General features: G+C 75.2%; 15 protein-coding genes. 9 read left to right on the top strand and 6 right to left on the bottom strand.

Annotated features, from left to right (window positions below):
* Nucleotides 1–2,386 (bottom strand): tetratricopeptide repeat protein (locus NOD94_RS35245; protein ID WP_281210297.1); only part of this gene is annotated, 2,386 nt, incomplete at its 3' end.
* Between the two features lie 130 nt (nucleotides 2,387–2,516).
* On the opposite strand from NOD94_RS35245, the gene NOD94_RS35240 reads away from it, so the two are divergent.
* Together NOD94_RS35240 and NOD94_RS35235 are read left to right on the top strand one after the other, a co-directional pair.
* Nucleotides 2,517–3,254 carry a hypothetical protein gene (locus NOD94_RS35240; protein WP_281210296.1) on the top strand — a complete coding sequence of 246 codons (738 nt, stop codon included), beginning with the start codon at nucleotides 2,517–2,519 and terminating at the stop codon, nucleotides 3,252–3,254.
* Between the two features lie 253 nt (nucleotides 3,255–3,507).
* Complete coding sequence (locus NOD94_RS35235) at nucleotides 3,508–4,827, top strand: DUF1906 domain-containing protein (protein ID WP_281210295.1); 1,320 nt, start codon at nucleotides 3,508–3,510, stop codon at nucleotides 4,825–4,827.
* On the opposite strand, the gene NOD94_RS35230 is transcribed toward NOD94_RS35235, so the two are convergent.
* From NOD94_RS35230 to NOD94_RS35215, 4 genes are read right to left on the bottom strand one after another with little or no spacing between them, the layout of a single operon-like run.
* Nucleotides 4,820–5,347 (bottom strand): pyridoxamine 5'-phosphate oxidase family protein, encoded by a 528-nt coding sequence (locus NOD94_RS35230; RefSeq protein WP_281210294.1) that lies wholly within the window; start codon nucleotides 5,345–5,347, stop codon nucleotides 4,820–4,822. The genes NOD94_RS35235 and NOD94_RS35230 overlap by 8 nt on opposite strands.
* 36 nt (nucleotides 5,348–5,383) lie before the next feature.
* Nucleotides 5,384–6,112: a VWA domain-containing protein gene (locus tag NOD94_RS35225; RefSeq protein ID WP_281210293.1), complete on the bottom strand. Its 729-nt coding sequence runs from the start codon at nucleotides 6,110–6,112 to the stop codon at nucleotides 5,384–5,386.
* Nucleotides 6,113–6,127: 15 nt separating this feature from the next.
* Nucleotides 6,128–7,231, bottom strand: coding sequence for an acyl-CoA dehydrogenase family protein (locus NOD94_RS35220; RefSeq protein ID WP_281210292.1), 1,104 nt, complete (start codon nucleotides 7,229–7,231; stop codon nucleotides 6,128–6,130).
* Nucleotides 7,228–8,811: a FadD3 family acyl-CoA ligase gene (locus tag NOD94_RS35215; RefSeq protein ID WP_281210298.1), complete on the bottom strand. Its 1,584-nt coding sequence runs from the start codon at nucleotides 8,809–8,811 to the stop codon at nucleotides 7,228–7,230. Before NOD94_RS35215 ends, NOD94_RS35220 begins: the two co-directional genes overlap by 4 nt.
* A 148-nt stretch (nucleotides 8,812–8,959) precedes the next feature.
* Between NOD94_RS35215 and NOD94_RS35210 the strand changes: the two genes are divergently transcribed.
* A complete protein-coding gene (locus NOD94_RS35210) occupies nucleotides 8,960–9,592 on the top strand; it encodes a flavin reductase family protein (RefSeq protein ID WP_281210291.1) in 633 nt (210 codons plus the stop codon).
* On the opposite strand, the gene NOD94_RS35205 is transcribed toward NOD94_RS35210, so the two are convergent.
* Complete coding sequence (locus NOD94_RS35205) at nucleotides 9,511–10,098, bottom strand: PadR family transcriptional regulator (protein ID WP_281210290.1); 588 nt, start codon at nucleotides 10,096–10,098, stop codon at nucleotides 9,511–9,513. The genes NOD94_RS35210 and NOD94_RS35205 overlap by 82 nt on opposite strands.
* Nucleotides 10,099–10,210: 112 nt before the next feature.
* Here NOD94_RS35205 and NOD94_RS35200 point away from each other — a divergent pair, with 112 nt between their 5' ends.
* The 6 genes from NOD94_RS35200 (at nucleotide 10,211) to NOD94_RS35175 (ending at nucleotide 14,712) form a co-directional block, all read left to right on the top strand.
* Nucleotides 10,211–11,377 carry an LLM class flavin-dependent oxidoreductase gene (locus NOD94_RS35200; RefSeq protein WP_281210289.1) on the top strand — a complete coding sequence of 389 codons (1,167 nt, stop codon included), beginning with the start codon at nucleotides 10,211–10,213 and terminating at the stop codon, nucleotides 11,375–11,377.
* 3 nt (nucleotides 11,378–11,380) lie between these two features.
* A complete protein-coding gene (locus tag NOD94_RS35195; RefSeq protein ID WP_281210288.1) occupies nucleotides 11,381–12,109 on the top strand; it encodes a glucose 1-dehydrogenase in 729 nt (242 codons plus the stop codon).
* The gene (locus NOD94_RS35190; protein ID WP_281210287.1) at nucleotides 12,106–12,984 is read left to right on the top strand and encodes an alpha/beta hydrolase; all 879 of its coding nucleotides are present in this window, start codon (nucleotides 12,106–12,108) and stop codon (nucleotides 12,982–12,984) included. The genes NOD94_RS35195 and NOD94_RS35190 overlap by 4 nt, the downstream gene beginning before the upstream one ends.
* A gap of 182 nt (nucleotides 12,985–13,166) precedes the next feature.
* Nucleotides 13,167–13,496: a hypothetical protein gene (locus tag NOD94_RS35185; protein ID WP_281210286.1), complete on the top strand. Its 330-nt coding sequence runs from the start codon at nucleotides 13,167–13,169 to the stop codon at nucleotides 13,494–13,496.
* Nucleotides 13,497–13,541: 45 nt separating this feature from the next.
* The gene (locus tag NOD94_RS35180; protein WP_281210285.1) at nucleotides 13,542–13,898 is read left to right on the top strand and encodes a hypothetical protein; all 357 of its coding nucleotides are present in this window, start codon (nucleotides 13,542–13,544) and stop codon (nucleotides 13,896–13,898) included.
* A 79-nt stretch (nucleotides 13,899–13,977) separates the two neighbouring features.
* Nucleotides 13,978–14,712, top strand: a complete 735-nt coding sequence (locus NOD94_RS35175; protein ID WP_281210284.1) for a class I SAM-dependent methyltransferase — start codon at nucleotides 13,978–13,980, stop codon at nucleotides 14,710–14,712.
* Nucleotides 14,713–14,795: the final 83 nt, after the last annotated feature.

Genomic DNA, 14,795 nt, shown 5'->3' with positions numbered 1-14,795 from the left:
CCAGCCGCTCGGCGTCCACCGCCGCCCGGTCGGCCCAGCCCTGCGCCTCCGCCAGGTCGCCCGCCGCGACCGCCGAGTGGACCAGGGCCTCCAGGAACAGCGGCCGCATCGTCGGCTGCAGGCCCGCGAGCTCCGGGCCCCGGCCGGCCCGCAGCATCGCCGCACGGGCCCGCCGGTGGTCCCCGGCGTACAGCGAGGCGTAGCTCAGGACGCACCAGGCCAGCGAGGTCCACCAACTGCTGCGCGACCCGGCCAGCGCGACCGCCTCCTCGGCCGTCGCCAGCGCGGCGACGTCGCCCGGCGGCAGGGCCGCCAGCATCACCTGCGCCTTGTTGCCGACCACCAGGGCGAGGAGTTCGTCGCTGCCGATGCCGCGGGCGATGCTCTCGGCCTCGTCGCACAGTTCCAGCGCCGACACCAGTCGGCAGGAGTTCATGTGCACGACCGCCTTGCACAGCAGGAGGTGCGGCAGCAGGTGGAGGGGACCGACGCGACGGGCGAGGGCCAGCCCCCGGTCGGCGTGCCGCTCGGCCTCCGGGTACCGGTCCAGATAGAACTCCGTCCAGGCCAGGCGGGCCAACGACTCGGACAGCTCCGGCAGTTCACGGCCGGCCAGCGCGTCGACGCGCACCGCGGCGCGATCGGCCAACTTCCGGGCCGTGGCCGGGTCGCCGCCGTAGGTCTCCCCGAGGGCGGCCGTCGTCAAGGCCCCGGCCGCCGCCGGTTCGTTCCCCAGCCGCAGAGCCAGCCCGTAGGTGCGCAGTACGTCGCCCCGCACCTCGGGGTAGGCCAGCGCGTGCGGTGCGGACGAGCCCAGTTCCAGGCCGAGCGCCAGCGCGTCGGCCGGGGCCGGCGCGGGCTCGCGCGACAGCTCGCGGCGCAGCAGCGCCACCGCCGCCCCGTAGTCCCCGAGGTGGCGTTCCATCGCGGCGCACAGGGTCACGGCGCCCGCCCGCAGCCCGCCGTCCTCCTCGGCGTCGACCCGCGCGATCAGCTCGTACAGCACGCTCCGGCTCTCCCGCAACTCGCCGCACACGCTGAGCGCGCGGGCCCGCCGCAGCAGCAGTTCCCGGCGCCGGGCGCCGTGCTCCGGGGTGTCCGGCAGCATCCCCAACACCACCCCGAGCCAGTGGGCGCAGCTCGCCGGGGCCGTGGTCCGCGACTCGTCGGCCGCCTCCAGCAGGGTCGCCGCCGCCCCGGGGTCCCAGCCCGTGAGCGCCCGCTCCACGTGGTGGGCGCGCACGGACGCGGACGCGTTCGCCCCGGTCAGCACGGCGGCCGCCCGCCGGTGCATACCGGTGCGCCGCCGGTGCTCGGTGTTCTCGTACACCACGGACCGCAGCACCGGATGCCGCAGCGACCAGCTCCCGCCGGGACCCGGGCGCAGCAGGTCCCGGCCGATCAGGACGTCGAGGTCGGCGTCGAGGGCGGCGTGGGCGTGGGCGTCGGCGGCCGGGTCGGCGGTGGGCAGGCCCGTCCCGGGCGCCGCGCCGGTGAGCGCCAGCATCGGGGTGGTCGCCTGGTCGCCGAGCAGGGCCACGGCCTCGGCGGTACGGCGTTGGGTGGCGGTGAGCGGGGTCAGCTCGTCCAGCAGCAGGGCGGTCAGGCCGCCGGTCGGGACGGCGGGCCCGGTGGCCTGCCCCTGGAGCAGGGTGAGGAAGTACAGCGGGTTGCCGCCACTGGCGGCGTACAGCCGGGCGGCCCGCGCGGGCGGCAGGGCCGGGGCGAGCACCCGTACGCAGTCCCGCTCCGGGAGCGGGCCGAGGCCCAGCCGCAGCACGGCGCCGGTGTCGATGCCCCGGGTCAACGCGGCGTCCAGCGAGGGCGAGGTCTGCCGGTCCCGCCGCGCCCCGATGACGATCACGGGGGCGGGCACGGGGTGACGCACCAGGTGGTCGAGGAGCTCCAGGGACGCCGGATCGGCCCAGTGCAGGTCGTCGAGGGCGATGAGCAGCCCGGCCCCGCCGCGCCCGCCCAGCTCGGTCAGCAGTCGGGCCGTCGCCCGGTGCGCGGCGAACCGGTCGGCGGCGTCCCCCTCCCCGTCGCCCGTGCCGGCCCCCGGGGCGGCCCCCGTGGCGGCCAGGACCGGCGCCGTCCGGGTCCCGCCGCCCAGGCCGTGCAGCAGCTCCGGATCCAGGTCGGCGAACGCGTCGGCGAACACCCGGAACGGGATGTGTCGTTCGTACTCGGTGGCCCGCCCGCGCAGCACGGTCAGCCCGAGCCGGGCGGCCCGCCCGCACACCTCCGTCAGCAGCCGGCTCTTGCCGATGCCCGCCGCCCCGGTGAGGTCGACGACGCCCGGTGGCGCGCCCGCGCCCTCGATCACCGCGTCCAGCCGGTCCAGTTCGGCCCCCCGGCCCACCAGTGGCGTCGTTCCGTGCAGCATCGCGCCTCCCCGGGGACAGCGGTACCCGCAATCGCGGCCGGGGATACGTAGGCGGTCCTACGGATGCCGCCGCCCGAGCCCGGCCGGCAGCATCGGAAGGGTTCCCGGCCGCGCCCGACGAGGAGGCCGCATGCGCCGATTACCCGTGTCCGCCGTACCGTTCCTGGCCGCTTCGCTCCTGGCCGTCCCGCTGCTGGCGGTGACGGGTTGCGCGGGCGACTCCCCGGTCGGGGCGGAGCCGTCCACCTCCACGACGTACGCCCCCGCGACGCCGCCCGCGTCGTCGCCCACCCCGAGTCCGTCGCCCACCCCGCCGTGCGTGCCCACGGCCGGCATGGACGACGCGCAGCGCCTCGCCTACCTCAAGGACCTGAAGTACGACGAGATCCCGTCCATGGCGGCCCTGTCCCTCACCGACTCGGGCATCCGGTTCACCCCGGACAGGGCGCGCCGGCCCTGCGAGGCCGTCCCCGTGCAGGTGAGCCACTTCAGGGTCGACACGACCCGGTACCAGGAAGAGGGCAAGCCCACCCCGGCACCGCTGTTCACCCTGCGACCGCTGCCCGGGGCACCGACGCAGCAACGGTTCCGGTACTCGTTCTCGTACGAGGCGCTGTCCACCGTCACCGTCGACGTCGGTCCCGAAGAGGGCGGCGTTCCGCCCAGCAGACCGCCGGCCACGGAGAAGTGCGCGGGCACGCTGTCCGTGGTCCACATCGGGAAGCGGATCACTGTCGAGGAGCTGCCGAAGGAGCTCGATTTCAGCGTGGACACCCGGTACGGCACGGCGTGGAACTCCGTGGACCTGTCCGCGGACCGCGTCCTCGACGCGGTGTTCCTGCCGCCCCCGATCCCGGACCTCTGCTGACCGCGGGTCCGGCGGCCGGCGCACCACGGGGGTGCGCGCCGCCCACCGGACCCGGCCGCCCGGCGGCGCCCCGACGCGGCCCGGCGGGCCGGTTCGCTCGTGCGGGTGACGGGGACACGACCCCTCCCGTCCCCGCGTCAGGAACCCCGGAACCGGGGGTCGTTCCGGGGGAGCGGCCCTGGGGCCGGACGGACCATCAGGGCCGGCCGCGGGCCCGGCAGGCCGGCCGCGCACTCTGGTAACTCTGGGCCCCATGCCCTCCCGAACGCTGCTGCGCCGTCTGTTGGGCGCCGCCCTCCTGCTGCCCGTCGCGTCCCTGTCGCCCGCCGTGGCCGCCGCCGCGGACGAGCGGACCGTCGACTACCAGGGGCTGCGCCTCGCCCTCCCCGCCGACTGGCGGGTCATCGACCTCGACCGGCACCCCGAGGCCTGCCTGCGGCTGGACGTGCCCACCCTCTACCTCGGGCACGCCGGAACCCAGAGCGAGTGCACCGGCCGGGCCGCCGCCACCCGCGCCGACACCCTCCACCTGGAGCCGATCGCCGGCGCCCCGCCGCGCGCCGACATCCCCACCCTCGCGGTCGACGGGGGCCGGGCCCTGCCCCCGACCGAGAGCGACAGCAACGAGGTGCGGTACGCCCTGCGCCGCACCGGGGTGATGGCCACCCTCTCGTACGGGGCCGCGCCCGACACCGTACGGGCCCTCCTGACGCGGGCCGTCGCGGCCGGACGGACCCCGGCCGGGGCCGAGGGCGCCGCCGCCCGATCGCGTCCGGCCGCCCCCGTCGTGACGGCCGCCCTGGCCGCCGCCCGCGCGCCCCGCTCCGCCCAGGAGGCGTTCACCGGCGAGGGGTTCGACGCCTGCACCGCCCCGACCCAGCGCTCGATGGACAGCTGGCGGGCCGGCTCCCCCTTCCGGGCGGTCGGCGTCTACATCGGCGGCCGGGCCCGGGCCTGCGCCCAGCCGCAGCTGACGGCCGCCTGGGTGCGCCGGCAGGCCGCCGCGGGCTGGCACCTGATGCCGATCTGGGTGGGCCCGCAGCCCTGGCACAGCAAGAGCACCGGGCTGTCGACCGACCCGTCCCGGGCGAACGAGCAGGGCAGGGCCGCCGCCGACGGGGCGGTGGACGCGGCCCGCTCCCTGGGCCTGCCCGAGGGCACGGTGCTCTACAACGACCTGGAGAACTACTCCGACCGCGCGACCTGGGACGCGCCCTCGGTGGCCTACCTCACGGCGTGGACGGTCCGGCTGCACGAGCTCGGCTTCCGGTCCGGGGCGTACGTGGCGGCGAGCTCCGGCGTGAAGGCGCTCAGCGCCCACTACCACCAGGCCCCGCAGGCCATGCCCGACGTCCTGTGGGGCGCCCGGTGGAACGGCGCGGCCTCGGTCTCCGACAAGGACATGGGCCTGTCCGGGCGCACCCCGCAGTGGGTCGGGCCGCGCCGGGCCCACCAGTTCCGGGGTGACCACGACGCCTCGTACGGCGGGGTGACCCTCAACATCGACCGGAACTGGCTGGACGTCGACCCGGCCGCCCTGGGGCCCGTCGTCAAACTCCCGTCTCTCAGCTGACGGGCGGGCGGCCGCCCGGCGGGTCCTCGCGCGGCGGCTCGTCGTCGTTGCCCCGGCGCAGGGTGCGCACGCCGCCCGCCGGGGTCCACGACCGCACCACCAGGTCGTCGCCGTCCACGCCGACGTGGACGACCTCCGTCAGGTCGGCGTGGAAGAGGTGGAAGGGGTGCGGGCTCTCCGTCTCCTCCGCGTAGCGGTGCAGCTCGGGCGGGTCGACGATCTCCACGGCCCGCCCGGAGATCCGTACGTCCCCGTCGGGCATCGTCTCCCCCTCGCCGGGGTTGGTGTGCAGGGCGAACCGCGGATCGCGCTGGAGGTCCTTGGCCTTCATGGACCCCGCCATCATGCCGAGCCACAGTTCGCCGCCGCGGAAGTCGACGTTGAGGCCCGTCACCCGGGGGGAGCCGTCCTTGCGGAGGGTGGCGAGCACGTGGTGGGGGAACAGGGCGAAGCGGGCCCGGACCGCCGCCGCGAATTCGGGTTCCGCCGCTTCGAAGGCGGACCAGTTGTTCGTCGTCATCCCTCCATCAAAGCGCGCCTGGCCGACGGCGTGCGGTCAGGCGCGCACGATCCCCGCCGCGCCGGCCGCGGCGAGCCACGCCGGGAACTCGCCGAGGAGCCGGTCGTAGAGCTCGGAGTCCGAGACCGCGCGCGGGTCGGGGCCGGCGTGGAAGTAGCCGGCGTTGTCCACCACCCGCTTCGCGGGGACGGGCAGCTCGTCCAGCCGGCGCAGGAAGTCGAACTGGCCGCTGCGGGTGTTGCCGAAACCGACGAACTGCCAGAACAGCGGGAGGCGGGCCGCCTTGCACAGGTACCTCTCCGCGGCGAGCTTGCTGAGCGGGCCGCCGTCCGTCTGGAAGACGACCAGGGCCGGCTCGCCCGCCCCCGAGTCCAGGTAGTGGTCGATGACGGCTTCCATCGCCGCGTCGTAGGAGGTCTTTCCCATGTGGCCGAGCCCCGCGACGATCGCGCCGATCCGTCCCTCGTGGCCGCCGAGGGTGATCTCCTCCACCGCGTCCACCTCCGTGGAGAAGAACACCACCGGGATCCGCCCGTCGTCGTCCAGGTGCGCGGACAGGCCCAGGACGCGGTCGGCGAGGGCCTGGACGCTGCCGTCGCGGTAGTACGGGCGCATCGACCCCGAGTGGTCGAGGACGAGGTAGACCGCGGCGCGCACGCCCTCCAGGTCGTGCTTGCGCAGCGAGATCCCGGCGCTCTTGTACAGGTTCACCAGGGACGGAGCGGTTTCCCGCACCTTGCGGAGGTCGATCGCGCTGCCCGTCATGGCCCCGAGGGTACGTCAGGGCGGGGGCGCGAATCCGAGCATCGCGGCAAGCCGTTCCCGGTGTGCGCCCGGCGCCCCGAACAACTGGCCTGAGCCGTGGGCCCGTTTGAAGAAGGCGTGGGCCTCGTGTTCCCAGGTGATGCCGATGCCGCCGTGCAACTGGATCATCTCGCCCGCGACGTACGCGTACGCCTGCGAGCAGGCCGACCGGGCGGCCGCGGCGAGCTCCGGCGGGGCCCCGGCGGCGGCCGCCGCGAGGGCGAGGGCGCGGGAGGTCTCGACGGCGGTGTGCATGTCGGCGAGGCGGTGCTTGACGGCTTGGAAGGAGCCGATGGGGCGGCCGAACTGCCGGCGGTCCTTCGCGTACCGGACCGTCACCTCCAGGGCCCGTCCGGCGGCCCCCGCCTGTTCGGCGGCGAGCGCGGCGCACGCCTCGTCGCGGACCCGGTCGAGCACCGCCTCGCCGTGCGCGGAGAGCAGCCGGGCCGGGGTGCGGTCCAGGGTCAGCTCCGCGAGGGGCCGGGTCGGGTCCATCGTGGACCGTACGGTGAACCCCGCCGGCGCGGCGGTGAGTTCGTACAGGCCGAGGCGGCCGGTGTCCCCGTCCCGGGCGAACGCCAGGACCAGGGAGGGTTCGGCCGGGCCCGCCGGGACGTACCGCTTGACCCCCGTGAGCAGCCATCCGGACCGGCCGTCCGACTCGGCCCGGGCGCGCAGGTCGGCGGCCTCCCAACTGCCGCGCCCGCCGCCCCCTTCCGGCTCCTCCGCCCAGGCCAGCGCGCCGACCGCGGAGCCCTCCGCGAGCCCCGGCAGGTGCTCCTCGCAGGCCCGCCGGTCCCCGGCCGCGAGCAGGGCCCCCACGGTCAGCACCGCCGAGCCCAGATACGGTACGGGGCTCAGCGCGCGGCCCAGCTCCGCCATCACCACCCCGGTCTCGGCGGGCCCGCAGCCCAGGCCGCCGTACTCCGCGGGCACCGCCAGGGCGGCCGCGCCGACCTGCGCCGTCAGCGGGTCCCAGGCCGTGTGGCCGGGATGCCGGGCGAGGACCGCCCGTACCGCGTCCCGAAGTTGCACCTGCTCCGCGGTCGGGTCGAGGGGGGCCGGGTCGGGGGCGCTCACGCGGACTCCCCCCGCGCGGTGCGGCGCAGCCCGGCCTTCAGCAGCTTGCCGCCCGCGTTGCGCGGTAGCTCCGGCAGCAGGGTGAAGCGCCGCGGCACCTTGAAGTTGGCCAGCCGCTCCCGGGTCCAGGCGGTCAGCTCCTCGGCGGTGACGGGGGCGGTGGTGACCACGAAGGCGACCCCGACCTCGCCGAGGCGCTCGTCGGGGGCGCCGACGACGGCGGCGTCGGCGATGGCGGGGTGGGTCAGCAGGACGTTCTCCACTTCGGCGGGGTAGGCGTTGAATCCGCCGACGACGTACATGTCCTTCAGTCGGTCGGTGATGGAGAGGTAGCCCCGCGCGTCCAGGACGCCGATGTCCCCGGTGCGCAGCCAGCCGCCGGGCAGGATGGCCTCGGCGGTGGCCGCCGGGTCGTCCAGGTAGCCGGGGGTGACGTGGTACCCGCGCACCTGCACCTCGCCGGGCTCGCCGGCGGGCAGCACGGCGCCGAGCGGACCGACGACGCGGACCTCGGTGTCGGGCAGGGGCGGGCCGACGGTGTGCGCGACGGTCCGGGCGTCGGCGTCGGTGGGGCAGACGGAGACGACCCCGCCGGATTCGGTCAGTCCGTAGGCGGTGAACACCTCCGGGGCGCCGAGCTCGCCACGGATCTCCTCGACGAGGGAGGCGGGCACGGAGGCGGCCCCGGTGCCGGCCAGGCGCAGCGCGGAGAGGTCGTGGGCGGCCCGGTCGGGGTGGTGGATCAGGCCGTGGAAGACGGTCGGCGGGCCCATCAGGCAGGTGACCCGTTCGGCGGCCATGCGGGTCAGGACGCGGTCGGCGTCGTAGCGTTCCTCGGGGAGCATGGTGGCCCCGCGCAGCAGGCAGGCGAGGATCCCGGCCTTGTAGCCGAAGGTGTGGAAGAACGGGTTGACCAGCAGGTACCGGTCGCCGGTGCGCAGGGTGACCCGTTCCGACCAGGAGGCGTAGAGCCGCACGCTCTGGCCGTGGGTGGTCATCACGCCCTTGGGTCGGCCGGTGGTGCCGGAGGTGTAGAGGAGGTCGCAGAGGTCCTCGGGTCGCACCCGGGAGGCCAGGGCCTCGCGTTCGGCATCGGGGACGGACCGCCCGGCGGCGAGGTACGCCCCGTACGATTCCGGGCCGCTGCCGCCCCGCAGGATCACGGTGGAGGCGAGCGCCCCGAGGTCCTCGCCGGAGGCGTGCAGGTCGCGGGCGTAGTCGGTGCCGAGGAAGCCGCGTTCGGTGAACAGGACGCGGGCACCGCTGCGGCGGATGATGTCGGCGGCCTCGGCGGGCTTGTAGCGGGTGTTGACCGGGACGAGGACGGCGCCGACGCCGACCGCGCCGAGCGCGGCGGTGATCCAGTGGCGGCTGTTGGGGGCCTGGACGGCGACCCGGTCGCCGGGGCGGATGCCGTGCGCGACGGCCGCGCGGGAGGCGGCGGCGATCTCGGCGGCCAGCCGGGTGAAGCTCCACCGGACCTCCCCGTCGGCCAGCGCCTCGCGCTCCCCGTACGCGGCGGCGGCGTACTCCGGGAGGCGGGCGAGGGTGGCGGGAGGCGGGGGCGGTCCGGGGGTCATCCGCGGTGTCGGCGGGGGCACTTGCGGGGTCTGGCGGGGGCTGGTCACGAACCCTCCCTACTTGACGAGCGAGCGTGGGCGGTATCCAATCACAGCTGTTTCGGTTAGGCATATACCTAGTAGGAACAACCTTCTCGGGAGGCCCCTCATGTCGACCCTCGCCACTCCGCCCACTCCGCCCGCCCGGTCCAACCCGCCGAGCCGGTGCCACCCGCCCACCGCGCAGACCGCGCCCGCGCCCTCCGGCCCCGGTGGCGCGGACATGAAGGCGGTCCTGTCCAGCTTCTGCACGGGTGTCGCCGTGATCACGGCGTGCGGAAGCGACGGCCGTCCCGTCGGGATGGCCGTGCAGTCGTTCTCGTCCGTCTCGCTCGACCCGCCGCTGGTCTGCTTCTGCCCGGCCCGCACCTCGGCCACCTGGCCGCGGATCCGCTCCGCGGGGGTCTTCGCCGTCAACATCCTGGCGGCGGACCAGGAGGAGTTGTGCCGCCGCTTCGCCGTCACGGGCGGCGACAAGTTCGCCGGCGTCCCCTGGCGGCCGGGCGCGGCGGGCGCGCCCCTGCTCGACGGGGTCCTCGCGACCGTGGAGTGCGCCCTGGAGGACGTGCTGGACGGCGGCGACCACCTCATCGCGCTCGGCCGCGTCACCACGCTCACGGCCCACCGCGACGGTGCGCCGCTGCTCTACTTCCGGCGCGCCTACGGGCGGTTGCCGGGCTCCGGGGGGAGGGCCTCGATGTCCTCCAGCATGGCCGCCGCGAGGTCGCGCTCGGAGGCGTAGTACCGCTCGGCCCACTTGAGGGTGAGCGCGGGGTACGCCCACGCCGCCTCGTCCTTCGCGCCCTCCGTGTCGGCCACCGCCCGACGGCGCATCTTCTCGGCGAACTCCTGGTGCCCGAGCAGTACTTCGCGCATCCGCTCCGGCTCCAGCAGGTGCCCCAGCCACATCCGCAGCATCGGTCCGTGCTTGAGCACCGGCGGGTCCACGGGCGCCTCGCGCGCCCATTCCCGTACGGCCGCCATGCCCTCGTCGGTGATCCGGTAGACGCGCTTGTCGCGGGTGCCGGTGTCCTGGGCGATCATCCGCGAGGTGGCGTAGCCGGCCTTCTCCAGCCGCTTGAGCTCGCTGTAGATCTGGCTGAAGGACGGGCTCCAGTAGAAGAAGCGCAGGGACCAGTCCGACCACTTCTTCAGGTCGTAGCCCGACAGCTCCTCGCCGAAGGAGAGCAGCCCGAGCACCGCCCAGCTGGTCGCGGGGAGCGTGCGCGTGTTCGTCTCGTCTGCCACGCAGCGCAGTCTACGACCGCTCCCCGCACTGCCCTTCCCTCCAAGGGGTGTGACTGCTAGAAGTATTCCTATTAGAAATACATGCACAGGTCCCGGACGGAGGAACCTCACCGTGAAGTTCTCGATGATCTTCGAGGCGCAGCTCGTCGACCCCACCCCCGAACGCGAACGCCAGGTCATTCACGATTGCGTCGAACAGGCCGTCTACGCCGAGGAGATGGGCTTCGACCGGATCTGGGCGGTCGAACACCACTCACTGACCCGGTACGCGCACATGAGCGCCTCGGAGATCTTCCTGACCTGGGTCGCCGCCCGGACGCGGAAGATCCGCATCGGCCACGGGGTGGTCACCATGCCCTTCGGCTACCAGCACCCCGTCCGCGTGGCCGAGCGGGCCGCCATGCTCGACGTGCTGTCCGGCGGCCGCGTCGACATCGGCGCGGGCCGCGGTGCCACCCGCCAGGAGATGTCCATGTACGGGGTGCGGCCCGAGGACACCTACCCGCAGATGGAGGAGGCGCTGCGGATCTTCTCCGCCGCCTGGCGCGAGCCGGAGTTCGAGTGGCACGGCTCCATCGACATCGGACCCGGGGCGATCCTTCCCCGGCCCGTGCAGGACCCGCACCCGCCGCTGTTCATGGCCTGCTCCAAGCACGACACCCTCAAGCTCGCCGCCGAACTGGGCATCGGGGCGCTGGTGATGGGCTTCGCCGGCGCCGACGACGTGCGCGCCATGCGGAAGGTCTACGACGAGGCCATCGCCGCCCGCACCGGCGAGCGCCTGGTGTCGAGCGAGGTCAACGACCACCTCTCCGCGCTGTGCCCGACGATCGTCCTCGACGACGCCGAACGGGCCCTTCGCCTGGGCACCCGCGGGCAGCGGTTCTTCGCCGAGTCCATCGCCCACTGGTACGGCAACGCGCCCGCGCCCACCGGATACGCGGAGGACGAGGACGCCGCCTCCCACGTCGCCGCCCTCGCCCAGGGCCGCGAGGAGCTCGTCGCCCGTCTGCACGAGGCGAACATCCCGGCCCGCCCGGTCGACACCGGCACCTACAACGCGGAACACGCGTACGGCGACGCCGGGACGGCCATCGCCTACGTGGAGCAGCTCCGCGAGATCGGCGTCGACGAGGTGATGTGTCTGATCCAGATGGGGACCGTGCCGCAGGAGGCCTGCATGGAGACCATCCGCCAGTGGGGCGAGAAGGTCATTCCGCACTTCCGCGCAATGGAGGCACGGGATGCCGCCGACGCCGCCCCGGCCCTGGAGGGCTGAACCGTGATCTCCCTCGACGGGAAGGTCGTCGTCATCACCGGCGCCGGGCGCGGCCAGGGCGCCGCGGAGGCCCGGCTGTGCGTGGAGGCGGGGGCGCGGGTCGTCGTCACCGACATCCGGGAGGAGGAGGGACGGGCGGTCGCCGCGGAACTCGGCGACCAGGCGGTCTTCGTCCACCACGACGTGGCCGACGCCGCGAGCTGGGCCGGGGTGACCGAAGCGGCCGTCTCGGCCTTCGGTACGGTCTCGGCGCTCGTCAACAACGCGGCCCTGTGGCGCACCGCGCACGTCGAGCAGCAGAGCGCCGCAGGCTTCGAGACGTTGCTGCGGGTCAACCTGCTGGGGCCGTTCCTCGGCATCCAGGCGGTGGCGCCCCTGCTGCGGGCCGGGGGCGGCGGCTCGGTCGTCAACATCTCCTCGACGGCCGGGCTCGTCGGGATCCGCGGCCACGCCGCCTACGGCTCCACCAAGTTCGCCCTGCGCGGGCTGACCCGCTCGGCGGCGCTGGACCTGGCCGGGGACCGCATCCGGGTCAACTCCGTGCACCCGGGCGCCGTCGACACCCCGATGGTGGCCGGGGCCGTCTCCGGCCGGGACTGGTCGCACGTGCCGCTCGGGCGGATGGGGCAGCCGCGGGAGGTCGGCGAACTGGTGCTGTTCCTGTGCTCGGACGCCTCCTCGTACGTGACGGGCGCCGAGTTCGCGGTCGACGGGGGGCTGACGGCCGGATGAGCACGGACTCCCTGTCGCCGGCCGCCCGGCGGCTGTGCGACGCGATGACGGCCGGCTTCCCCGGCCCCGGTGACGTGACGGCCCTGCGGGCGGCGGCCGTGCCCGGCCCGCCCGGCCCGGAGGTGGCCTCCGTGTACGACACCGTCGCCGGGGGCGTCCCCGTACGGGTCTACGATCCCGCGCCGGGCGCCGAGGGGCGGCCGCTGGCCGTCTGGTTCCACGGCGGCGGCTGGGTGATGTGCGGGCTGGACACCCACGACCGGCTCTGCCGCGAACTGGCCCTGGCCTCCGGCGCGGTGATCGTCTCGGCCGACTACCGGCTGGCCCCCGAACACCCCTGGCCGGCGGCGACGGACGACGCGCTGAGCGTGTTGCTGTGGGCCCGCTCCGAGGCGCCCGCGCTGGGCTGCGACCCGGGGAGGGTGGTCGTCGCGGGCGACTCCAGCGGCGGCAACCTGGCCGCCGTCACCACGCTGCGGGCGCCGGAACTCGTAGCCGGACAACTGCTGGCGTACCCGCCGCTGGACGCCTCGATGGGCTCCGGGTCCGTGACCACGTACGGGCGCGGCCACTTCCACACCGCCGCCCACATGGCCTGGTACTGGGACCAGTACGGCGGCGACCCGACGCACCCGCACGTGTCCCCGCTGTGGGCCCCCGACCTGGCCGGATCGCCGCGCACGCTGATCGTCCTCGCGGACTGCGACCCGCTGCGGGACGAGGGGCTGGCGTACGGCCGCCGGCTGGGGGAGGCGGGCGCGGACTGCGAGGTCCGGCTCCACCCGGGCGTCTTCCACGGCTTCCTGGGCCTGCCGCTGCCGGCCGGCGCGGCGGCCAGGGCCGGGATGGCGGCCTGGCTGGCGGCCACGCCGTAGCCTCCCGGGCTCCCGGCGGGGGGTGGGGGGCGGGGCGGCCGGATTCGAACCGGCGTGTTCCCTCCGGCAGGGGGTGCGTCGACCTCTGTGCCACGACCCCGCCCTTTCCGGGGATCATGGGCCGGCCGGCCGGGCGGACTCCACCCCCTCTTCCGCCGCGAGGGGTCCGGCATGATGTGTTCATGCCTGGCTTCCTCCTGCGCACCTGCCTGCTCCTCGCCGTGGAGGCCGGGGCCGCCCTGCTGCTGTCCGAGGCCGGCGCGCCCTGGATCCCCGTCCTGCTCGCGGTGTTCGTCATCGGCTCCGCCGTACCGCACGGAACCCAGGGGGAGTTCACCGCCCGCTTCCTCGTCGCCCTCGTCGCGGTCGGGGCCGCGCGGCTCGCCGCCACCGTCTGGGAGCAGTACGGCGGACCGGCCGAACCCCCGGCCGCCCGGGCCGGCCTCGCGGCGCTGCTCCTCCTCCAGACCGTGACCCTGCTGCGGCTCTCGCGGGGAGCGTCCCGCCGCTGAAAACCGCTCGTGGGCCCGCACCCCGGCCGCGTAGATTCTGCCCCCATGTCCCCGCGTACCGCACCCACCACCACCCTCTGGCGTCCCACCGGCCCCGTCGAGCTCGACCTGGTCCGCGCCCTCGACAACCGCGCATGGCCGCCCCGGCTGCCCGAGCAGCCGATCTTCTACCCGGTGCTGAACGAGGACTACGCGACCCGCATCGCCCGCGACTGGAACGTCAAGCACGACGGCGCCGGCTACGTGACCCGCTTCGAGGTGGACTCCGCCTTCCTGGAGCGCTACCCCGTCCGGCAGGCGGGCGGCGAGACGATCCTGGAGCTGTGGGTCCCCGCCGAGGAGCTCCCCGAGTTCAACGCGCACATCGTCGGCCGCATCGAGGTCGTCGCCGAGTTCCACTGAGCCGACCTGCGCCGCCCGACCCCCGCCCGGTCGCCCGAAAGAGCTGGGGGCGGGGGTCGCCGGCGCGAACAATGGGGGCATGACCACACGCGCCCGCTCGTTCGACAGCGCCGCCGCCCTCTACGCGGCGTACCGCCCCGGCTACCCCGACGGCCTGTACGACGCCGTCGAGGAACTGTCCGGCCGGCCGCTCGCCGGAGCCCGGGTGGCCGACGTCGGGGCGGGCACCGGCATCGGCACCGGGCCGATGCACGCGCGCGGGGCCCGGGTGCTCGCCGTGGAGCCCGGGGACGGGATGGCCGCCGAGTTCCGGCGGGCCCTCCCCGAGGTCCCGATCGTCCGCGGGGACGGCGACCGGCTGCCGCTGGCCACCGGCACGTTCGACCTCGTCACCTACGCCCAGGCCTGGCACTGGACGGACCCGGCCCGTGCCGTCCCCGAGGCCCGGCGCGTGCTGCGGCCCGGCGGCTCGCTCGCGATCTGGTGGAACGACACCGACGAGTCCGTGCCCTGGGTCGCCGAACAGGGCGCCCGGATCCGCGCGTTCTTCGCCGGCGAAGGCACCACCCACTTCCGCACCCTCCCGCAGGGCATCGGCTCCTCCTTCGTCTCCCGGACCGTCGGCTGGTCGCGCCGCATCCCCCTCGACGCGCACCTCGCCAACCTCTCCAGCCACTCCGGCTTCCTCCTCCTCGGAGAGGAGGCCACCCGCGCCTTCATGGACGCCGAACGCGCCCGGCTGGAGCGCCTCTTCCCGGACGCGACGGTCGAGGAGCCGTACGTCGTCTCCCTCCACGTCGCCCGGCTCGCCTGACTCCTGACCCCCGACCCCCGACCCACGTTCCGGCCGGTCACCTCGCCGGGCAGCGCCGCCCCGACCCGCAGCCGGGCCCCGTC

Source organism: Streptomyces sp. Isolate_45 (assembly GCF_024721315.2).
Lineage (GTDB): Bacteria > Actinomycetota > Actinomycetes > Streptomycetales > Streptomycetaceae > Streptomyces.
Note: the sequence above shows the minus strand (reverse complement) of the source record. Positions and strands in the feature narration are given on the sequence as shown.

Coding starts and splice junctions, on each gene's coding strand:
- NOD94_RS35240 (WP_281210296.1), top strand. CDS start 2,517: ATGCGCCGATTACCCGTGTCCGCCGTACCGTTCCTGGCCGCTTCGCTC.
- NOD94_RS35235 (WP_281210295.1), top strand. CDS start 3,508: ATGCCCTCCCGAACGCTGCTGCGCCGTCTGTTGGGCGCCGCCCTCCTG.
- NOD94_RS35230 (WP_281210294.1), bottom strand. CDS start 5,347: ATGACGACGAACAACTGGTCCGCCTTCGAAGCGGCGGAACCCGAATTC.
- NOD94_RS35225 (WP_281210293.1), bottom strand. CDS start 6,112: ATGACGGGCAGCGCGATCGACCTCCGCAAGGTGCGGGAAACCGCTCCG.
- NOD94_RS35215 (WP_281210298.1), bottom strand. CDS start 8,811: ATGACCCCCGGACCGCCCCCGCCTCCCGCCACCCTCGCCCGCCTCCCG.
- NOD94_RS35210 (WP_281210291.1), top strand. CDS start 8,960: ATGTCGACCCTCGCCACTCCGCCCACTCCGCCCGCCCGGTCCAACCCG.
- NOD94_RS35190 (WP_281210287.1), top strand. CDS start 12,106: ATGAGCACGGACTCCCTGTCGCCGGCCGCCCGGCGGCTGTGCGACGCG.
- NOD94_RS35185 (WP_281210286.1), top strand. CDS start 13,167: ATGCCTGGCTTCCTCCTGCGCACCTGCCTGCTCCTCGCCGTGGAGGCC.
- NOD94_RS35180 (WP_281210285.1), top strand. CDS start 13,542: ATGTCCCCGCGTACCGCACCCACCACCACCCTCTGGCGTCCCACCGGC.
- NOD94_RS35175 (WP_281210284.1), top strand. CDS start 13,978: ATGACCACACGCGCCCGCTCGTTCGACAGCGCCGCCGCCCTCTACGCG.